We start from the raw sequence: 16287 nt of genomic DNA, 5'->3' as shown, positions 1-16287 counted from the left end.
CTCCCTGTCTGGTCAGTCGAAGCGGATCTCTGACGACCGGCCGATCAGCAGGCGCTTCAGCCGTCCTTCGCCGTTCACCCGCCCGGCGGCGACGAAGCTGGCCTCGGGGACGCCCTCGCGCCGCACTTCGCCCAGGAACAGTTCATCCCGGCCGATGGTGGTCGCCGACAGCCGGTGGTGGGTCCGGGTTCCCCTCTCCCGCTGCTCGAGATAGCCGACGAGGGCCGCACGGCCGCCGGCGAAATCGGTGGCGTCTCCGTCTCCGGTGGAGAACAGAATGGACAGCGAGAAGTCCTCGCTGATCAAGTCGAGGATCCTGGAGGGCTCGTCACCGTCAAGGATCTTGAACCACTCGGTGAGGAACGGCGCCGCGGTGGAGGACTCGGTCATGGCCGGCTCCCGTCGGTCGGGGTATTCGAGGCGGCGGATTCGGGCCGGCCGCCCTGCTCGGTCCAGTCGACCAGTTGGAACGAGGTGCTGAAGAACGCCTGGTAGCGCGCCAGGAGCCCGCCGGGCGAGACCACCGCGGCCGACAGGAACGAGCCGGTGTAGCGCCCGCGCTCCGTCACCACTCCGTAGACGATCTCGGTGTCACCGTCCCTGCTGTAGCGCAGGACCTCGTGTGCCCGGTCGACCGGATTGCGCCCGGCGATGTAGGCCGCGAAGTCGTCCCGGGACGTTCCGGTGACCTCCCTGCCCGGCAGGGCGATGAGGAACCGGAAGTCGGGTTCGAGCAGCTCCAGTGTCTGCTCCGGATGCTGGCTGTCCATACTCGCCAGATATGCACGCAACGCCATGAGTGTGCGCCCTTTCAACCGGCGGCCGTTCGACGGCCTTGAGAGGTCGGCCGTCTGCCGACCGACGCAGACGCCGCCAACCGCGGCCGAACGCAACTTGAGCCAAGTTCAGTTCAATTAGATCGTAACGAGAGGGAAACACACCTGGCAAGAGCCGTTGACGGACCGATCGCGGTGGCCGCGGGCAGGGGAACACCACGGAAGGGGTCGGAGGCGGCTGGCGATCGAGCCGCAGGACCACGCCGAAAGGCCCTCCTGCGGACGGACGTCCGCAGGAGGGCCTCGTGACGGCAGGGCCTCAGGCGTCACATGGCGACGACGCGCACACAGGCGTCCTCGATCAGATCGCTGATCTCCGACAGCGGTGTGGGGCCGGACGGCCGGTACCACCTCCACACGCTGACGATGAGGCCGAGCACGCTCGCGCCGAGCAGCTGTGCGTCACGCAGTGGGAACGCCCCTTGGGACATACCGCGCACGAGGAGGTTCGTCCAGTCCCGCTCGACCACCTGGACGAGCTGGCGGGCCGCCACCCGCTCGGCCTCCTCGCGCTTGGACTTGCGGGTGCCGGACAGCAGGTCCATGTGGTTGTGCAGGATGCGCATCTGCAGGACCTCCTGGTCGGAGACGTCGTACGCCGCGCCGACCGCCGACCGCAGTGCGTCGACCGGGTCGTCGACGCCCGCGGTCGCCTCCGTGAACTTGTCGTGAGACCGCTGCAGCTCCAGGCGCATGATGGTGAGGAGGCAGTGGGTCTTGGACTCGAAGTAGTGGTAGAGCGCGGTCTGCCCGATGCCGACCCTCTCCGCCACGGTGGACCACTTGGTGGCCTCGAAGCCCGTCTCACCGAAGCAGTCGACCGCCGCCGTGAGGATGGCGGCGCGCTTGGACCTCGGCCCCGCCTCCGGTTCTTCGACGAAGCTCGCTGCCATGACCTGCCTCCTGACCGTGGATCACCCCGTCCGCAACCGAGCGTAGACCCAAGCTGAACTCGGTTGCGAATCGGCTGGATCACAGGCGCTCGAGCACGGTGGCGTTCGCCATGCCGCCGCCCTCGCACATGGTCTGCAGGCCGTAGCGTCCCCCGGTTCTGTGCAGCTGGTGGACGAGCGTGGTCATCAGACGGGCGCCCGTCGCCCCGAGCGGATGTCCGAGCGCGATCGCGCCGCCGAAGGCGTTGACCCGCTCCTCGTCGGCGCCGATCTCCTTCTGCCAGGCGAGGACGACCGACGCGAAGGCCTCATTGATCTCGATCAGATCGATGTCGCCGATCGATATGCCCGCGGTCTTCAGAACCTTCTCCGTGGCGGGGATGGGACCGGTCAGCATGAGGATCGGATCGGAGCCGACCACGGCCATGGCGTGCACGCGGGCCAGCGGGGCCAGGCCGTGACGGCGCACCGCCTCCTCGGAGGCGACCAGCAGGGCGGCGGCGCCGTCGGAGATCTGGCTCGAGACGGCGGCGGTCAGCCGGCCGCCCTCGGTGAGGGTCTTCAGGCCCGCCATCTTCTCGAGGGTGGTGTCGGCACGGGGACCTTCGTCGGCGGCCAGCTCGAAGGCCGGGGCGATCTCGGCGTCGAAGGCCCCGTCGGCCTGGGCGGCCAGGGCCCGCCGGTGGCTGGTGAGCGCGAACCGCTCCATGTCCGCGCGGGAGACGTCCCACTTCTCGGCGATCAGCTCCGCCCCCCGGAACTGGGAGACCTCCTGGTCGCCGAAGTTCTCACGCCAGCCGTCACCCGCGTACGGCGTGCCCATGCCGGCCTGTTCGCCGACGACCATCGGAGCGCCGATGGGGACCAGGCTCATGACCTCCACGCCACCGGCGATCACCAGGTCGGCGGTACCCGATCCGACGGCCTGGGCGGCGAAGTGCACGGCCTGCTGGGAGGATCCGCACTGGCGGTCGATCGTGGTTCCCGGAACGTGCTGCGGCAGCCCCGCCGACAGCCACGAGGTGCGGGCGATGTTCCCGGTCTGCGCACCGATCTGGCTCACGCAGCCGAAGTAGACGTCGTCGACGGCTCCGGGGTCGACACCGGTGCGTTCCAGCAGCGCACACAGCACATGGGCGCCGAGGTCCGCAGGGTGCGCGCCGCTGAGCGCGCCCCGCCGGCGGCCGACGGGGGTGCGGACGGCGCCGACGATGAATGCTTCCGACACGGTGATCTCCAAGGGGGTCGGCGGTCAGGGGCGGGGTGGGACGCGCGTGAAGTCCGGCGTCCGCTTGCCGAGGAAGGCCGCGACGCCCTCGCGGCCCGTGTCGGAGGCGGCCAGGGTGGCGATGGAACAGGCCTCGGCGTCCAGGTGCCGACCCAGCTCCGCGGTCAGCCCGGCGGCGACGAGCCGGCGGGTGGCACCGAAGGCGGCCGTGGGCCCCCGGCGCAGCGCCTCGGCCGTACGCTCGGCCTCGGCGGCCAGCGCATCCGCTGCGACGACCCGGCTGACCAGCCCGATCTCCGCCGCCTCCGTCGCCGCCACCCGGCGGTTGGTCAGCAGCAGGTCCAGGGCCCGCTTAGGACCCACGAGCCGGGGCAGGAACCAGCTCGTCCCTGCGTCCGGCGAATAGCCGATTCCGGTGTACGCCGCGGTGAACGACGTGTCCTCGGCCGCCAACGTCACGTCGGCCGCCACGGCCAGGCCGATGCCGGCACCGGCCGCCGCGCCCTGCACGGCCGTCACCAGGGGCGCGTCCATGGCGGCGAACGCGCGTAGGGCGTCGTGCAACGCGTCGGTCACCGCGATCAGGTGCTTCTCCAACGCCTCACCCGTGAGCGTGGCGAACTCCCGCAGGTCCCCGCCGACGCAGAACGACCGCCCCTCACCGGTGAGCAGCACGGCCCGCACGTGCTCGCGGGCGCAGGCGCGCGCCGCCTCCCGCAGCCCGCGCGCCGTCTCCAGATCGATCGCGTTGCCCGCCTCGGGCCTGCGGAGGGTGACGCGGGCGAGGCCGCCCTCGTCGATCTCGAAGCCGACCGTCAACGCGCGGTCCATCCGCCGTCGACGGTCAGGACCTGCCCGGTGCAGTAGGAGGAGGCGTCCGAGGCGAGGAACAGGAGGGCGCCGTCGAGTTCGTGCTCGTGGCCGCCGCGGCGCAGCAGCGTGTTGCGCTCGACCCATCGGCCGGAGCGTTCGTCGCCGAACAGGTCGGTGGTCATCTCGGTGCGGAACCAGCCTGGCGCGAGCGCGTTGACGCGTGTTCCGCCGCCGCTCCACTGGCCGGCCAGCTCGCGGGTCAGGCCGATCAGCCCCGCCTTGGACGCCGAATAGCCGGCCCCGCCCAGGGGGGCGGTCGTGACCAGGCCGAGGATGGAGGCGACGTTGACGATGCTCCTGCTCTGGGCCGGCGCGGCGGCCTCGGCGGTGAGGCGGGCCAGATGGTACGGGGCGGTGAGGTTCACGGCGAGGACGTCGGCGAAGGCGTCGGGGGATTCGGCCTCCGCGCGCGTCTCGCCGGGCACGGCGGCGTTGTTGACCAGGACGTCGATGCGGCCGGTGGCCGTCACCGCCGTCTCGACCAGCCGTACGCGGTCCGCCGCTGAAGAGACGTCGCAGGTGACGGGGTGGATGCGCGCGTCGGAGTCGGCGAGCGCCTTGAGCCGATCGGTGCGGCGGGCCGCGGCGAAGACGGTGGCGCCGGCGTGGGCGAGGACAGCGGCGAAGCGCGCGCCGAGCCCGGCCGAAGCCCCGGTGACGATCGCCGTCCGGCCCTCCAGCGAGAACAGCTCGGAGGCGGATCGGGGCGCGCTCACTCCTCCACTCCGATCGGCAGCGCGGTCGCGCCGCCGTCGAGCACGAGGGTCTGGCCGGTCATCCAGGAGGAGGCGTCGCTCGCCAGGAACAGCGCCGCGTTCGCCACATCCTCCACCGTGCCGAGGCGCCGCAGGGGCAGCCTGGCGGTCAGGATGGACTCGCGGGCCTCCCACACCGCACGCGCCAGCTCCGTCTTGATCAGCCCGGGGGCGATGGCGTTGACCCGCGCCGCGGGCCCGAGCTCGTAGGCGAGTTGCCGGGTCATGTGCAGCATCGCGGCCTTGGTGGCGTTGTAGTAGCCGATGTGCGGATCGACGATGAGCCCTCCGACCGACGCGATGTTGACCACGGCTCCCCTGTGCGCGCCCATCCAGGCCTGCCAGGCGAAGCGTGTCCAGGCGATCATGCCGTACTGGTTGACGCGGACGGTCTTCTCCGCGCGCGGCAGGTCCAGGCCGAGCAGGTCGCCGTGGTAGGGGTTGGTGGCGGCGTTGTTGACGAGGACGTCGATCCGGCCGAATCGCTCCATGGTCTGGTCGACGCACGCCTCGGCCTGGTCGGGTTCGCCCGCGTTGGCCACGACCGTGAGGATGTCGCCGTCGCCCTTGACGCCCAGCAGTTCCTCCCGTGCCGTGGCGAGACCCGCCGCCTTGCGGGCGGCGATCACCACGTGCGCTCCGGCCTCGCGGTAGGCGGTGGCGATGCCGAGGCCGATGCCGCGCGATCCGCCGGTGATGACGGCGACCCTGCCCTCCAGAACGTTCGTGCTCACGTTGTTCCCGCCTTGTCGTCGTTCCGGTACTTGGCCAGTTCCTGGCGTGCCACGGTCCGCAGATGAACCTCATCCGGCCCGTCGGCGATGCGCAGCGCCCGCGTGATGGAGAACAGGCGGGCGAGCACCGTGTCGTCGCTGACGCCGGCCGCGCCGTGCGCCTGCACCGCGCGGTCGACCACCCGGTGGGCAACGTCCAGCGCCGCCACCTTGATCGCGGCGACCTCCATGCGGGCGGCGGCGTTGCCGACGGTGTCCATCAGCCAGGCCGACTTGAGCACGAGAAGGCGCAGCTGCTCGATCTCGATGCGGCTCCGGGCGATCCACTCTCGTACCACGCCCTGGTCGGCGAGCGGCCCGCCGAAGGCGACGCGTTCGGTGACCCGCTCGCACATCAGCTGCAGGGCCCGTTCGGCGAAGCCCACGGCGCGCATCGCGTAGTGCATACGCCCGGGGCCGAGCCGCCCCTGCGCGATCGCGAACCCCTCGCCTTCTCCGCCGAGGATGTTCGCCACCGGCACGCGGACGTCCTCGAAGAGCACCTCGCCGTGGCCGAGCCGGTCGGTGTAGCCGAACATCGGCAGGTCGCGCACGACGGTGACGCCCGGCGTGTCCCGGGGGACGAGCAGCATGCTCTGCTGCCGGTACGTGGGCGCGTCCGGGTCGGTTTTGCCCATCACGATGATCAGCTTGCAGTCGGGGTCGAGGATGCCGGAGGTGTACCACTTGCGACCGTTGACGACGTACGTGTCGCCGTCGCGGGTGATGCGCGTGCGGATGTTACGGGCGTCCGAGCTGGCGACCTCCGGCTCGGTCATCGCGAAGCAGGAGCGGATCTCGGCGCTCAGCAGGGGCCGCAGCCAGCGGTCCCGCTGCTCCCGGGTGCCGTACAGGGCGAGCAGCTCCATGTTGCCGGTGTCGGGGGCCGAGCAGTTGAACACCTCCGGGCCGATGATGGAGCGGCCCGCCAGCTCGGCGAGCGGCGCGTACTCCAGGTTGGTCAGGCCCGCCCCCCAGGCGCCGTGCGTCATGAAGAGGTTCCACAGGCCCTTGGCCCGCGCTTTCTCCTTCAGCTCGATCATCACCGGCGGCAGCGCGTGCGGGTCGTCCGCCTCGGCCAGCTGCCGGTCATAGACGGCCTCCGCGGGAAGGACGTGCTGCTCCGTGAACGACCGCATGCGTTCCTGCAGTTCGCGCGCCCGTGGCGAGAATCCGAAGTCCACAATTGCTCCTGTTCACCGGCGCCCGCGAGACGTACGGGGCGCCCTGGCTCATGTCGTCGGGCGGGATCAGCCGAGGATGTCGCGCGCCGTGCGGATCATCGCGGCGATGGTAGGCGGCAGCCGCTCCTGATCCGGGTCGTGATGCTTACCTTCGCGGTGCCGGCGCAGGTTGTGACCCATGATCGCGGCCATCTTCATGCGACCCAGCGCCCGGAACCAGTCCAGGGCGGGCGGCGCGGGCCGGCCGCCGAGGTACGCGTCCAGCAGCTCCGCCTCCGTGGGCAGGCCTGGCACGGCCCGCCCGACGCCGGGGAAGTTCCGGTGGTCGGTGAAGAGCAGGAACCAGCCGAGGTCGATGCGCGGGTCACCGACGCTCCAGATCTCCCAGTCGATGACGGCCGCGGCGCGATCCGCGACGCACAGCACGTTGCCGAGCCGGAAGTCACCGTGCAGGAGCACCGCCGCGACGTCATCGGGGACCTCGTCGGCCAGGCGCGTCAGCAACTCCTCCGCGCCGGGACGCAGGTCCGCCGGTACGGCGTGCATGGTCCGGCTCCATCGCTCCAGCTCACCCGCGGCGTCGAACGGTTCGGGCGGGTCGAGGCCGGGCGTGCGGACATCGGTGTCGTGCAGCCGTCGTAGCACGGAGGCGATGTCCAGCATCCGGGCGCGGGCCGTCGCGGTGGGCACCTCGGGGCGGTCGAGTACGGGCTCGACGGCCTCGCCGGTGACGAACTCCATGGCGAACCACGCGGGCTGCGTCGCGTCCACGGCCATGACGCCCGGCACCGGTACCGCGGACCCGGCGAGCGCGCCGAGCACCCGGGCCTGGCGCAGCACGTCGTTGCGGCCGATCGGCCGCTGTCCGGGAGGGACCGCCTTGACGACGTACCTGGCGTCTCCGATATCGACCGAGTAGGTCAGCCCTGAGTGGCCGCCCGGCAGGGCTCGCAACGCACCGACCGGCGCGCCGGGATGCCGACGGGCGAGACGGTCCCGGACCCGTACGGTCAGTTCGGCCGTTCCGGTGAGCGTGCTCATCGGGCCGGGTCCTTCGGCAGGCCCAGCACCCGCTCGGCGAGGATGTTGCGCTGGATCTCGTCGGTGCCGCCCGCGATGCTGTAGCCGGGCGCGCCGAGCAGGTGCTCCGTCCACGCGTAGGTGCCCCACTCCTCCGTGTCGGCCACCAGGCTCGGCCCCAGCAGCTCCGACACCAGGTCACTCGTCCGCCGCATGGTCTCGGTGGCGTAGAGCTTGCCGACGGACGCCTCCGCGCCGGGCTCGCGCCCGGCGACGAGGGCGGCAGTCACCCGCAGGCCGATCAGCCGCTGGACGAGCGTGCGGATGTGCAGGTCGGCCGCCCGCTGCAGCTCACCGCCGGTGAGGGGGCGGGGCAGGTGCCGGGCCAGTTCCAGCGCCCGGTCGGCGTTGTCCAGGCCGAGTCCTCCGGAGTCGAGCCGTTCCGCCGCCAGGATGCTGAGGGTGACCCGCCAGCCTTCGCCGACCGGTCCGAGCCGGTCGGTGTCGGGCACCACCACACCGTCGAGGTACACCTCGTTGAAGCTGGTGCCGCCGGTCATCTGCCGGATGGGCCGCACCGTCACGCCCGGCGCGTCCATGCGCACCAGGAACACGGTGATGCCGGCGTGCTTGCGCGCCTCCGGATCGGTGCGGCACACCGCGACGCCCCAGGTCGCCACCTGCGCCCCAGAGGTCCAGACCTTGTGGCCGTGCAGAATCCAGTCGTCGCCCTCGCGCACCGCCCGGGTACGCACGGCGGCGAGGTCGGAGCCGGCCTCCGTCTCGGAGAACAGCTGGCAGGCCAGTTCGTCGGTGCGGAGCATGGGCCGCAGCCAGCGCTCCTTCTGCTCGTCGGTGCCCCAGATTCCGATCGCCGGGGCGACGAGCTGCTGCGTCACCGGGAAGATCTCGGTGCGGTGCGGAACGTCGAACGCGGCCTCCTCCGCGCGGTACAGCTGGTGGTAGTACGCGGGCAGGCCGCGCCCCCCGTGGTTCGCCGGCCAGTTCAGCGCTCCCCACCCGTGGTCATAGCGGGTACGCTCCCATTCCTGGACGCGGGCGGTGTGCTCGTGTTCCTCCGCCTCGGTCCAGTTCTCGAACACGGCGACCGAATCGGATCCGCTGCCCCACTCCCCCTCGGCGGCACGTGGACCGGCCACGGTGGCGAGCCACTGCCGGGCCTGCGCGCGGAACTCCTCCGGTCCCGGAACGTCGCTCATCGCTTCCTCCACCTCCGTTCAGCGGGACAGCACCGTGCACGCGCTGACGCCCGGAGCGCCGTACACGTGCGTGAAACCGACCCTGGGCTCGCCGGGGACCTGGCGTTCACCGGCCCGTCCGCGCAGCTGCTGGACGACCTCATAGACCTGACGCAGCCCCGAGGCGCCGATGGGTTCGCCGTTGGCGATGCAGCCGCCGTCGGTGTTGACCGGCAGCGCGCCGCCGATCTCCGTGGCGCCGGCGGCGATCAGCCGCTCCTGCTCGCCGTCCTCACAGAAACCGCACTCGGCCATGTGCATGACCTCGGCTCCGCTCTCGGTGTCCTGGAGCTGACGGACGTCGATGTCGCCGGGGCCGATCCCCGCCTGCTCGAACGCGGCGGCCGAGGCGTCACGGCTGACGCTGGTCGGCTCGCCGACGGGGAGCCACGGGCTGAACACCTCGAACGAGCCGAAGCGCCGCGTCCGTATGACGGCCGAGCGCAGGGTGACCGGGGGGCCGTTCAGAGTACGGGCCACCTCGGGCGAGCACAGCACGAGCGCGGCCGCCCCGGCTCCAGGGGAGCAGAACATGTAGCGGGTCAGTGGGTCGTTGACCATCCCCGAGTCGAGGATCTCCGCGGCCGACATCGGCTTCCGGCGCCACGCCTCAGGAGTCAGCGCGCCGTTTCGGTACGCCTTCTCGGCGACCAGCGCGAGGGTCCGCGGGGTGATCCCGTGGTCGTGCATGTAGCGACGGATCTTCATTCCGAAGAACTGGGTGGTCACCATCAGGCCGTCGCCACCGTACTCCTCCCCCAGCCCCCAATCCTCGGGCCGTGGGTCGAAGGCGCCGCGCGGGTGCTTGTCGAAGCCGACGGCGAGGACGACGTCCGCCATGCCCGAGCGGATCGCGTTCACCGCCGAGACCAGCGCGCTGCCGCCGGTGGCGCAGCCGTTCTTGACGTTGACGAACGCCAGCCCGGTCATGCCGAGCTGGGCCACCAGTGTGTCGGCGAGCCCGGCGCTGTCGCTGCCGCCGAACGCGGCCCGGACCCGCGACCAGGGGATCCCCGCATCGGTCAGTGCGGCGTTCACCGCCCCGACGGCCAGCTGCCGGCCGCTCGCCTCCATCCGGCCGAAGGGAGTGCGCCCGGCACCGCAGATCACGACGTCGCCGCTCATGCCCGCTCCTCACCGGAGGGCGCGGGCCGCGCCCGCGGGACGCCGTCGCCGGCGGTCACCGTGAGAGGCATGCCGATCCGGATGTCGTCCAGATCGTGGATCTCCAGTACGGCCGCCACCCGGACGCCCTCCTCCATCTCGACATAGCCGATCGCGAACGGCTCGAAGCCGCTCGGCGGGACCCGGTAGGGCGGGGACTTCGGGGCGTACCGCTGCACCGTCCAGGTCCAGAGCCTGCCCTCACCGCTCAGGGCCGCCGGCTCGGCCGGCCCGCCGCAGCGCGGGCAGGTGCCGTCCGCGGGGTAGGCCGTCACCGAGCAGCCGGAGCAGCGCGAGCCGTGGAGCCCGGCGGCCGGGCTCCGCGGAACCGTCGGCATTCCGGTCAGCGCCCCGTCCACTTCGGCTCGCGCTTCTCCAGGAAGGCCGAGACGCCTTCGTTGGCGTCCTCGGAGTTGAGCGCCACGCCCACGGCGAGGTGCTCCATCACCATCAGCGACTGGGTGTCGGCGTCCAGGCTCCGGTCGATCGTCATCTTGGTGAGCCACATGGTGAAGGGGCTCTTGTCGATGAGGTCGCCGATGAAGTCCTGGACCGCCTCGTCGAGTTCCTCGCCCGGGACGGACTTGTTGATCAGCCCGAACTCAGCGGCCTCGACGCCGGAGAGGAGCTTGCCGGTGAGCATCAGCTCCTTGGTCTTCCGGATACCGATCATGCGCGGTACCCGGTAGATCGGGCCCGCTCCGCCGAACAGCGCGCGCCGGATGTGGAAGTCGCCGATCTGGGCGTCGTCCGCCGCGATGGCGAAGTCGCAGGAGATCATGATCTCGAAGCCGCCGGCGGTGACGTGACCCTCCAGGACCGCGACCGACGGGGTCTTCATCGAGTAGAGGCGGTCGCACACCTTGGCCGACTTCACGGCGACGTCGATGGCGTTCGACCTGCCGACGTAGTCCTCCTTCAGGCTGTCGAGGTCGAAGCCCGAGCAGAAGGTGCCGCCTCGGCCGCGGACGACCAGGACGCGCAGTTCGGGGTCCTCGTCGACCTCCGTGATGATCTCGTCGAGCCGGTCCAGGATCGGAACGGTGACGCAATTCTTCTTCCACGGGCGGTTGAGCCAGACACGCGCGACATGGCCGTCGCGCTCGAACTGGATCTCGTCTTCAACTGCCATGACCCCGACCTCCGAGTCCAATTTGAACTGAATTCACTACGAGTTTGGCCATCGACCGACGGCCTGTCAAGCCCTGGCTTCGATCGATGGATCGCCCTCGCTGGCGTGGATTCATCGTCACGACAGGCGACCGGTCCCGGCCACGTGGGAGGCCTTCTCTGGCATTAAATCGAAGTTGATTCACCAGATCCTCAGCCTTCCGTGGACGCCCCCCTTCTCTCACACGGCCGGCTGCGGGGCGAGGCCGACCAGTTCGGCGAGGCGCGTACGGTTCTGATCCGCCGTGCCGAACAGCACTTCGTCGCTGCGCGCCCGGCGCACGTACAGATGCGCCGGATGCTCCCAGGTGAAGCCGATGCCGCCGTGGAGTTGGACGTACTCGGCCGTCGCCAGGCGGAAGGTCTCGGAGCAGACCGCGGCGGCGGCGCTCGCGGCCACCGGGAGCTGCGGCGACGCGGCGGCCACGCAGGCGGTCGCATACCCGGACGCCGAACGCGCCGCCTCCATCGCCACGAGCCAATCGGCCATCCGATGCTTGATCGCCTGAAAGGAACCGATCGGACGCCCGAACTGGTTCCGCTGGCCGACGAACGCGACCGTGGCGTCCAGCGCGTGCCCGCTCCCGCCGACCTGCTCGGCCGCCAGCGCGGCCCGTCCGACGTCGAGGGTCACCGTGGCCGTCTCCTCGGCGTCACTCTCCCCGCCGACGGCGGTGGCCGGGGCTCCCCGGAACTCGACCAGCGCCTGGCGGCGCGTCTCGTCCAGGACACGGCGCGGAGTTCGCCGGCAGGTGCCGGAGGCCGGCTCGCAGGCGAAGATCCGGGAGCCGTCCGGCGTCCGGGACCGCACCAGGATCAGATCCGCGCCGGCCCCGTCGAGCACGAAGTCCGCCCGGCCGCGCAGTCTCCAGCCCGAGCCGTCCCGCTCGGCCTCGACGACGGGCGCGTCGGCGTCGAACCCGGCCACGGTCGCGGTGAGCGTTCCGTCTGCGATCCGCGGCAGGTAGCGCTCGCACGCGTCCCGGTCGTCGCTGTACAGGAGGGCATGGGCGGCGAGGACCACCGTGGGCAGCAACGGCGCGCAGTAGAGCGCACGCCCGGACTCCTCCAGGGCCACCGCCAGTTCGGCGAAGCCGAACCCGGCCCCGCCGTACTCCTCCGGAATCGCGAGCCCGTGTACCCCGATCTCGCCGGCGAGCCGGGTCCAGAGCGCCTCGTCGTGACCACGCGGAGTGGCCAGATGCTTGTGGACGTCCTCGGGCCCGCTCGTCGCGGCGTAGAAGCCCCGCAGGATGGCGCGCAACTGCCGCTGTTCGTCGGTCTCGGACAGCAACTGGGGATCGATCCCAGGGTGGCGATGGTTCATGAGGGTCTCCCTCGGGCGAGATACGAAGAAAGAGAACTGAACTCGATTCACAACTCTAGGCAGACGATGCCAGCCGAACAACAGGTGCAGACGCCGCACGTTGGCATCGGACTCCGGCTCCTGAATCGATTTCACCTCTGTTATCGTGGCCGCCACGGGGTCGGCGGAACTTGGGGTGGGTGACGATGAGAGCGCTGCGGCTGACGGCCTGGGGAGAGCCTCCGACGCTGACCGAGGTCGAGCGGCCCGTGCCCCACGGCGCCGAGGTGCTGGTCCGGGTGGAGGCCGCCGGGCTCTGCCGCTCCGACCTGCACGTCCTCGAGGCGCCCGCGGGTGCCCTCCCCTATCGGCCGCCGTTCACCCTCGGCCATGAGGTCGCCGGACGGGTGGCATCGCTCGGACCCGACGCCGCCGGGGTGGCGATCGGTGAACGCGTCGTGCTGTGCGGCCCGTGGGGCTGCGGCGGCTGTGATCGGTGCGCGGCCGGCCGGGACAACTACTGCGACCGCCGCGACGCCCTCTCCTGGCACGGGCTCGGCTTGGGCCGCGACGGCGGAATGGCCGGCCATGTGCTGGTGCCGTCCGCCCGCCACCTGGTGCCGATCGGCGACCTGCCGGCCGAGCAGGCCGCGCCGCTGTCCGACGCGGCACTGACCTCCTACCACGCCGTGGCCGGCCTGCGGCACGTGCTCGGGGAGGGCACCACCGTTCTCGTCATCGGCGTCGGCGGCCTCGGCCATCTGGCGGTGCAACTCCTCGGCGCGATCACTCCCAGCCGCATCCTGGCGGTCGACGTCCGCGAGGAGGCCCTGGCCCTCGCGCATCACTCCGGCGCGCACTTCGTCACGCTGTTGCGAGCGGACACCGCTCGCGTGCTGCGGGCGGAGAGCGGCGGTTCAGGCGTGGACGCCGTGCTCGACTTCGTCGGCGGCCCCGAATCGATGGAGCTTTCGGTCGGCCTGCTGCGCGCCGGGGGCGAACTCGCTGTCGTCGGCAGCGGCGGAGGGCACCTGACCGTCCGGAAGCCGGGTCTGCTTCCGCCGGGTTTCAGGCTCTCGCTGCCGTACTGGGGAACCCTCCCCGAACTCGCCGAGGTCGTCGCGCTCGCACGCTCGGGCGCGATCCGGGTCGAGACGGAGCGGCTCCCGCTGTCCGCCGCGCCGGAGGCACTGCACCGGCTCCGCGAGGGCCGGGTACGGGGCCGGGTCGTGCTCGTCCCCGACTGATCCGCCCGCGCGGGCGAGCGTCCCGTCGTTCGCACGTTCGCCACCGCCCGGCACGGCTCGGTGCCTTGATCACCGCATACTGGAGGGATTCTCGGGATGCGCTTCGACGGACGAATCGCCATCGTCACCGGTGGGGCCCGCGGCATGGGCGCGTCACATGCGCGCGCGTTGGCCGCGGAGGGCGCTCGGGTCGTCATCTGCGATCTGCTGGACGACGAGGGAGAGGCACTGGCCGAGGAACTCCCCGCCGCCCGGTACCACCACCTCGACGTCACGGACGAGCAGTCGTGGTCGTCCGTGGTCCGCAAGACGGAGGAGGCCTTCGGCGCCGTGGACGTCCTGGTGAACAACGCCGGGATCGTCCATTTCGGCGGTGTGGAGGCACTGTCGCCCGCGTACTTCCGCCAGATGATCGAGGTCAACCTGGTGGGCGCCTTCATCGGGATGCACACCGTCCTCCCCGGCATGCGCGCCCGCGGCCGCGGTTCCGTCGTCAACATCTCCTCGGCGGCCGGTCTCACGGGGTTCGCCGGCGGCGTCGGCTATGTGGCGAGCAAGTGGGGCGTGCGGGGCATGACCAAGGCCGCGGCGCTGGACATGGCGGGCACCGGGGTGCGCGTCAACTCCGTGCACCCGGGCGTGATCCGGACTCCGATGGGCGACAGCGCCTCGCCCGAGCTGTTCGCGCGTCAGCCGATACCGCGGATCGGTGAGCCCGAGGAGGTCACCCGCATGGTGCTCTTCCTCGCCAGTGACGATGCCTCCTACACCACGGGCGGCGAGTTCCTCATCGACGGCGGCCAGACCATCGGTATCGGCGGCCACGCCCGTCCTTCGCCACACGACCTCTGACCGGAACGTCGATGACCGCCGATCCCCGGTGGGGCGGCGGTCATCGGGTCGCGGGCGGATCTACACGTCTTCGCGGACGGTCATGAGGGCGGCGATACCGATCGCGCATACCAGCATGACGAAGAACGCCGGAGAGATCGGGTTCCCGGTCCGGTGGACCAGGTAGGTCGCGATGTAGGGGGCCGTTCCGCCCGCGAGGACGGTGCCAACGTTGTATCCGATCGCCATGCCGGTGTACCGGACCCGGCGCTCGAACAGGCGCGGCCACAGACTGGCCGCCGGGACCTGGACGATCGCGCTGCTCAGCATGAACAGCAGATACGCCGCGGCGGCCAGGGCGAAGCTGTGCCGTCCCATCAGCGCCATCGCCGGATAGGCGGTCACCAGGAAGCCGAGCAACCCGACCAGCAGGACGCGCCGGCAGCCGAACCGGGCGGTGAGCCGGCCCACCGGCACCATGAGCAGCACGGTGACGAGCACGACACCCGCGCTCAGCCAGAACACCTGGGTCGGGTCGTACTTCAGATCGGCGGTCAGGTGGATGCCGATGTACGTCAGTCCGAGGAAGACGGCCCCGCCCTGGGCCATGGCCAGGCACATGGACTGCAGGAGCGCCTTGCGATGGGTGGACAGCGCCTCGCGGATCGGGGCCGTGGGGATGTCGTCGTACCGGGCGGCCTCCGCGAACTCGGGGGTGTCGTCGATCCGCAGCCTGGCCCACAGACAGATCAGGGTGAGCGGCACGGCCATCAGGAAGGGCAGCCGCCAGCCCCAGTCGGCCATCTGGGACTTGGTGGTGAGTGTGGAGATCAGCCCGGCCGTGGCGGCAGCGAACATGAAGCCGAGATTGGACCCGATGGGCGTGAACGCGCCGAGGAACGCACGGCGCCGGGGCGGCGCCGACTCGTAGACGTAGGTGTACGCGCCGACGGATTCGCCGCCGGAGGAGATCCCCTGCACCATCCGGATGAGGAAGAGCAGCACGGCCGCCGTCACGCCGATCTGGTGATAGGTCGGCAACAGCCCGGTGATGCTGCTGGCGATCCCCATGGCCAGCACCGAGGCGACCAGCGCTTTCCGGCGGCCCCACCGGTCGCCGAGCCGGCCGAAGAAGACGCCGCCGATCGGCCGCACCAGGAGTCCGGTCGCGAACACGGCGAGCGCCGCGAGCGTCGAGGCGGTCGGATCGCTGCTCGGGAAGAACTGCGGAGCGATCGCCACGGCGAGGTAGCCGTAGACGCTGAAGTCGTAGTACTCGATCAGGGTGCCGATGCTTCCGGCGAGAATCGCGCGACGCACTGAACGCGGATCGTGGAGCGTTGGCCCGGGCCCTGGGACGGCCGAACTCTGAGTGGCACTCATGATCCGACTCTCCTTCCTTCGGCGTGGTCTCCTACCTGCCGACGTGAAGGAGAGCGTATAGAACTGAACTCAATCCAGCTAGCCTCTAATCAGCCGAGGTTGGAGCGCGAGCTTGCGAGGTAGCCATAACCGAATCAACTTCATTTAGGGGCGAGCGCTGAATGACCGCCTCTCCAACGCGACATGGCCCCGGGGCGGCCGAATGCGCCCCGGGGCTGCTCCCGTATTGCCGTCCCTCGGCGAGCGAATGCTCGCGCCGACGGTTACTTCAGGAGTTGGCGGGCCATGACGACGCGCTGGATCTGGTTGGTGCCCTCGTAGATCTGGGTGATCTTGGCGTCGCGCATCATGCGCTCGACCGGGTA

General features: G+C 70.9%; 18 protein-coding genes. 2 read left to right on the top strand and 16 right to left on the bottom strand.

The annotated features are described in order from the left end of the window. Positions 1-12 precede the first annotated feature (12 nt). From AB0I04_RS49115 to AB0I04_RS49050, 14 genes are all read right to left on the bottom strand, one after another. On the bottom strand, positions 13-390 hold the full coding sequence (locus AB0I04_RS49115) for a hypothetical protein (protein ID WP_360901725.1): 378 nt from the start codon (positions 388-390) through the stop codon (positions 13-15). After that, on the bottom strand, positions 387-797 hold the full coding sequence (locus AB0I04_RS49110; RefSeq protein WP_360901722.1) for a nuclear transport factor 2 family protein: 411 nt from the start codon (positions 795-797) through the stop codon (positions 387-389). The genes AB0I04_RS49115 and AB0I04_RS49110 overlap by 4 nt, the downstream gene beginning before the upstream one ends. A 305-nt stretch (positions 798-1102) precedes the next feature. Continuing rightward, positions 1103-1729, bottom strand: a complete 627-nt coding sequence (locus tag AB0I04_RS49105; protein ID WP_360901719.1) for a TetR/AcrR family transcriptional regulator — start codon at positions 1727-1729, stop codon at positions 1103-1105. Between the two features lie 79 nt (positions 1730-1808). Next, positions 1809-2957, bottom strand: coding sequence for an acetyl-CoA C-acetyltransferase (locus AB0I04_RS49100; protein WP_360901716.1), 1149 nt, complete (start codon positions 2955-2957; stop codon positions 1809-1811). Between the two features lie 24 nt (positions 2958-2981). Continuing rightward, complete coding sequence (locus AB0I04_RS49095) at positions 2982-3788, bottom strand: enoyl-CoA hydratase-related protein (RefSeq protein WP_360901713.1); 807 nt, start codon at positions 3786-3788, stop codon at positions 2982-2984. Beyond that, the gene (locus tag AB0I04_RS49090) at positions 3773-4546 is read right to left on the bottom strand and encodes an SDR family oxidoreductase (protein WP_360901710.1); all 774 of its coding nucleotides are present in this window, start codon (positions 4544-4546) and stop codon (positions 3773-3775) included. Before AB0I04_RS49090 ends, AB0I04_RS49095 begins: the two co-directional genes overlap by 16 nt. Then, positions 4543-5319, bottom strand: coding sequence for an SDR family oxidoreductase (locus tag AB0I04_RS49085; protein ID WP_360901707.1), 777 nt, complete (start codon positions 5317-5319; stop codon positions 4543-4545). Before AB0I04_RS49085 ends, AB0I04_RS49090 begins: the two co-directional genes overlap by 4 nt. After that, positions 5316-6542 (bottom strand): acyl-CoA dehydrogenase family protein, encoded by a 1227-nt coding sequence (locus AB0I04_RS49080; protein WP_360901704.1) that lies wholly within the window; start codon positions 6540-6542, stop codon positions 5316-5318. Before AB0I04_RS49080 ends, AB0I04_RS49085 begins: the two co-directional genes overlap by 4 nt. Before the next feature lie 66 nt (positions 6543-6608). Then, positions 6609-7583: a phosphotransferase family protein gene (locus tag AB0I04_RS49075; RefSeq protein ID WP_360901701.1), complete on the bottom strand. Its 975-nt coding sequence runs from the start codon at positions 7581-7583 to the stop codon at positions 6609-6611. Then, on the bottom strand, positions 7580-8782 hold the full coding sequence (locus AB0I04_RS49070; protein WP_360901698.1) for an acyl-CoA dehydrogenase family protein: 1203 nt from the start codon (positions 8780-8782) through the stop codon (positions 7580-7582). Before AB0I04_RS49070 ends, AB0I04_RS49075 begins: the two co-directional genes overlap by 4 nt. Before the next feature lie 18 nt (positions 8783-8800). Further along, positions 8801-9946, bottom strand: coding sequence for a thiolase family protein (locus AB0I04_RS49065; protein ID WP_360901695.1), 1146 nt, complete (start codon positions 9944-9946; stop codon positions 8801-8803). Next, positions 9943-10323 (bottom strand): OB-fold domain-containing protein, encoded by a 381-nt coding sequence (locus AB0I04_RS49060; protein WP_360901692.1) that lies wholly within the window; start codon positions 10321-10323, stop codon positions 9943-9945. The genes AB0I04_RS49065 and AB0I04_RS49060 overlap by 4 nt, the downstream gene beginning before the upstream one ends. A 5-nt stretch (positions 10324-10328) precedes the next feature. Next, on the bottom strand, positions 10329-11117 hold the full coding sequence (locus tag AB0I04_RS49055) for an enoyl-CoA hydratase/isomerase family protein (protein WP_360901689.1): 789 nt from the start codon (positions 11115-11117) through the stop codon (positions 10329-10331). Positions 11118-11336: 219 nt separating this feature from the next. Beyond that, on the bottom strand, positions 11337-12482 hold the full coding sequence (locus AB0I04_RS49050) for an acyl-CoA dehydrogenase family protein (protein ID WP_360901686.1): 1146 nt from the start codon (positions 12480-12482) through the stop codon (positions 11337-11339). A gap of 185 nt (positions 12483-12667) precedes the next feature. Here AB0I04_RS49050 and AB0I04_RS49045 point away from each other — a divergent pair, with 185 nt between their 5' ends. After that, positions 12668-13708: an NAD(P)-dependent alcohol dehydrogenase gene (locus tag AB0I04_RS49045; RefSeq protein ID WP_360901684.1), complete on the top strand. Its 1041-nt coding sequence runs from the start codon at positions 12668-12670 to the stop codon at positions 13706-13708. Positions 13709-13804: 96 nt separating this feature from the next. After that, entirely contained in the window at positions 13805-14560 is a 756-nt protein-coding gene (locus AB0I04_RS49040; RefSeq protein ID WP_360901682.1) for a glucose 1-dehydrogenase, read from the top strand. 60 nt (positions 14561-14620) lie between these two features. On the opposite strand, the gene AB0I04_RS49035 is transcribed toward AB0I04_RS49040, so the two are convergent. Then, positions 14621-15859 (bottom strand): MFS transporter, encoded by a 1239-nt coding sequence (locus AB0I04_RS49035; RefSeq protein WP_360901680.1) that lies wholly within the window; start codon positions 15857-15859, stop codon positions 14621-14623. Positions 15860-16185: 326 nt separating this feature from the next. Next, a partial coding sequence (locus AB0I04_RS49030; protein WP_360893231.1) for an acyl-CoA dehydrogenase family protein occupies positions 16186-16287 on the bottom strand: 102 nt, incomplete at its 5' end.

This window comes from Actinoallomurus sp. NPDC050550, assembly GCF_040655075.1.
In the GTDB taxonomy this organism is placed as follows: domain Bacteria; phylum Actinomycetota; class Actinomycetes; order Streptosporangiales; family Streptosporangiaceae; genus Actinoallomurus.
This window is presented reverse-complemented; position numbering and strand designations above follow the sequence as displayed.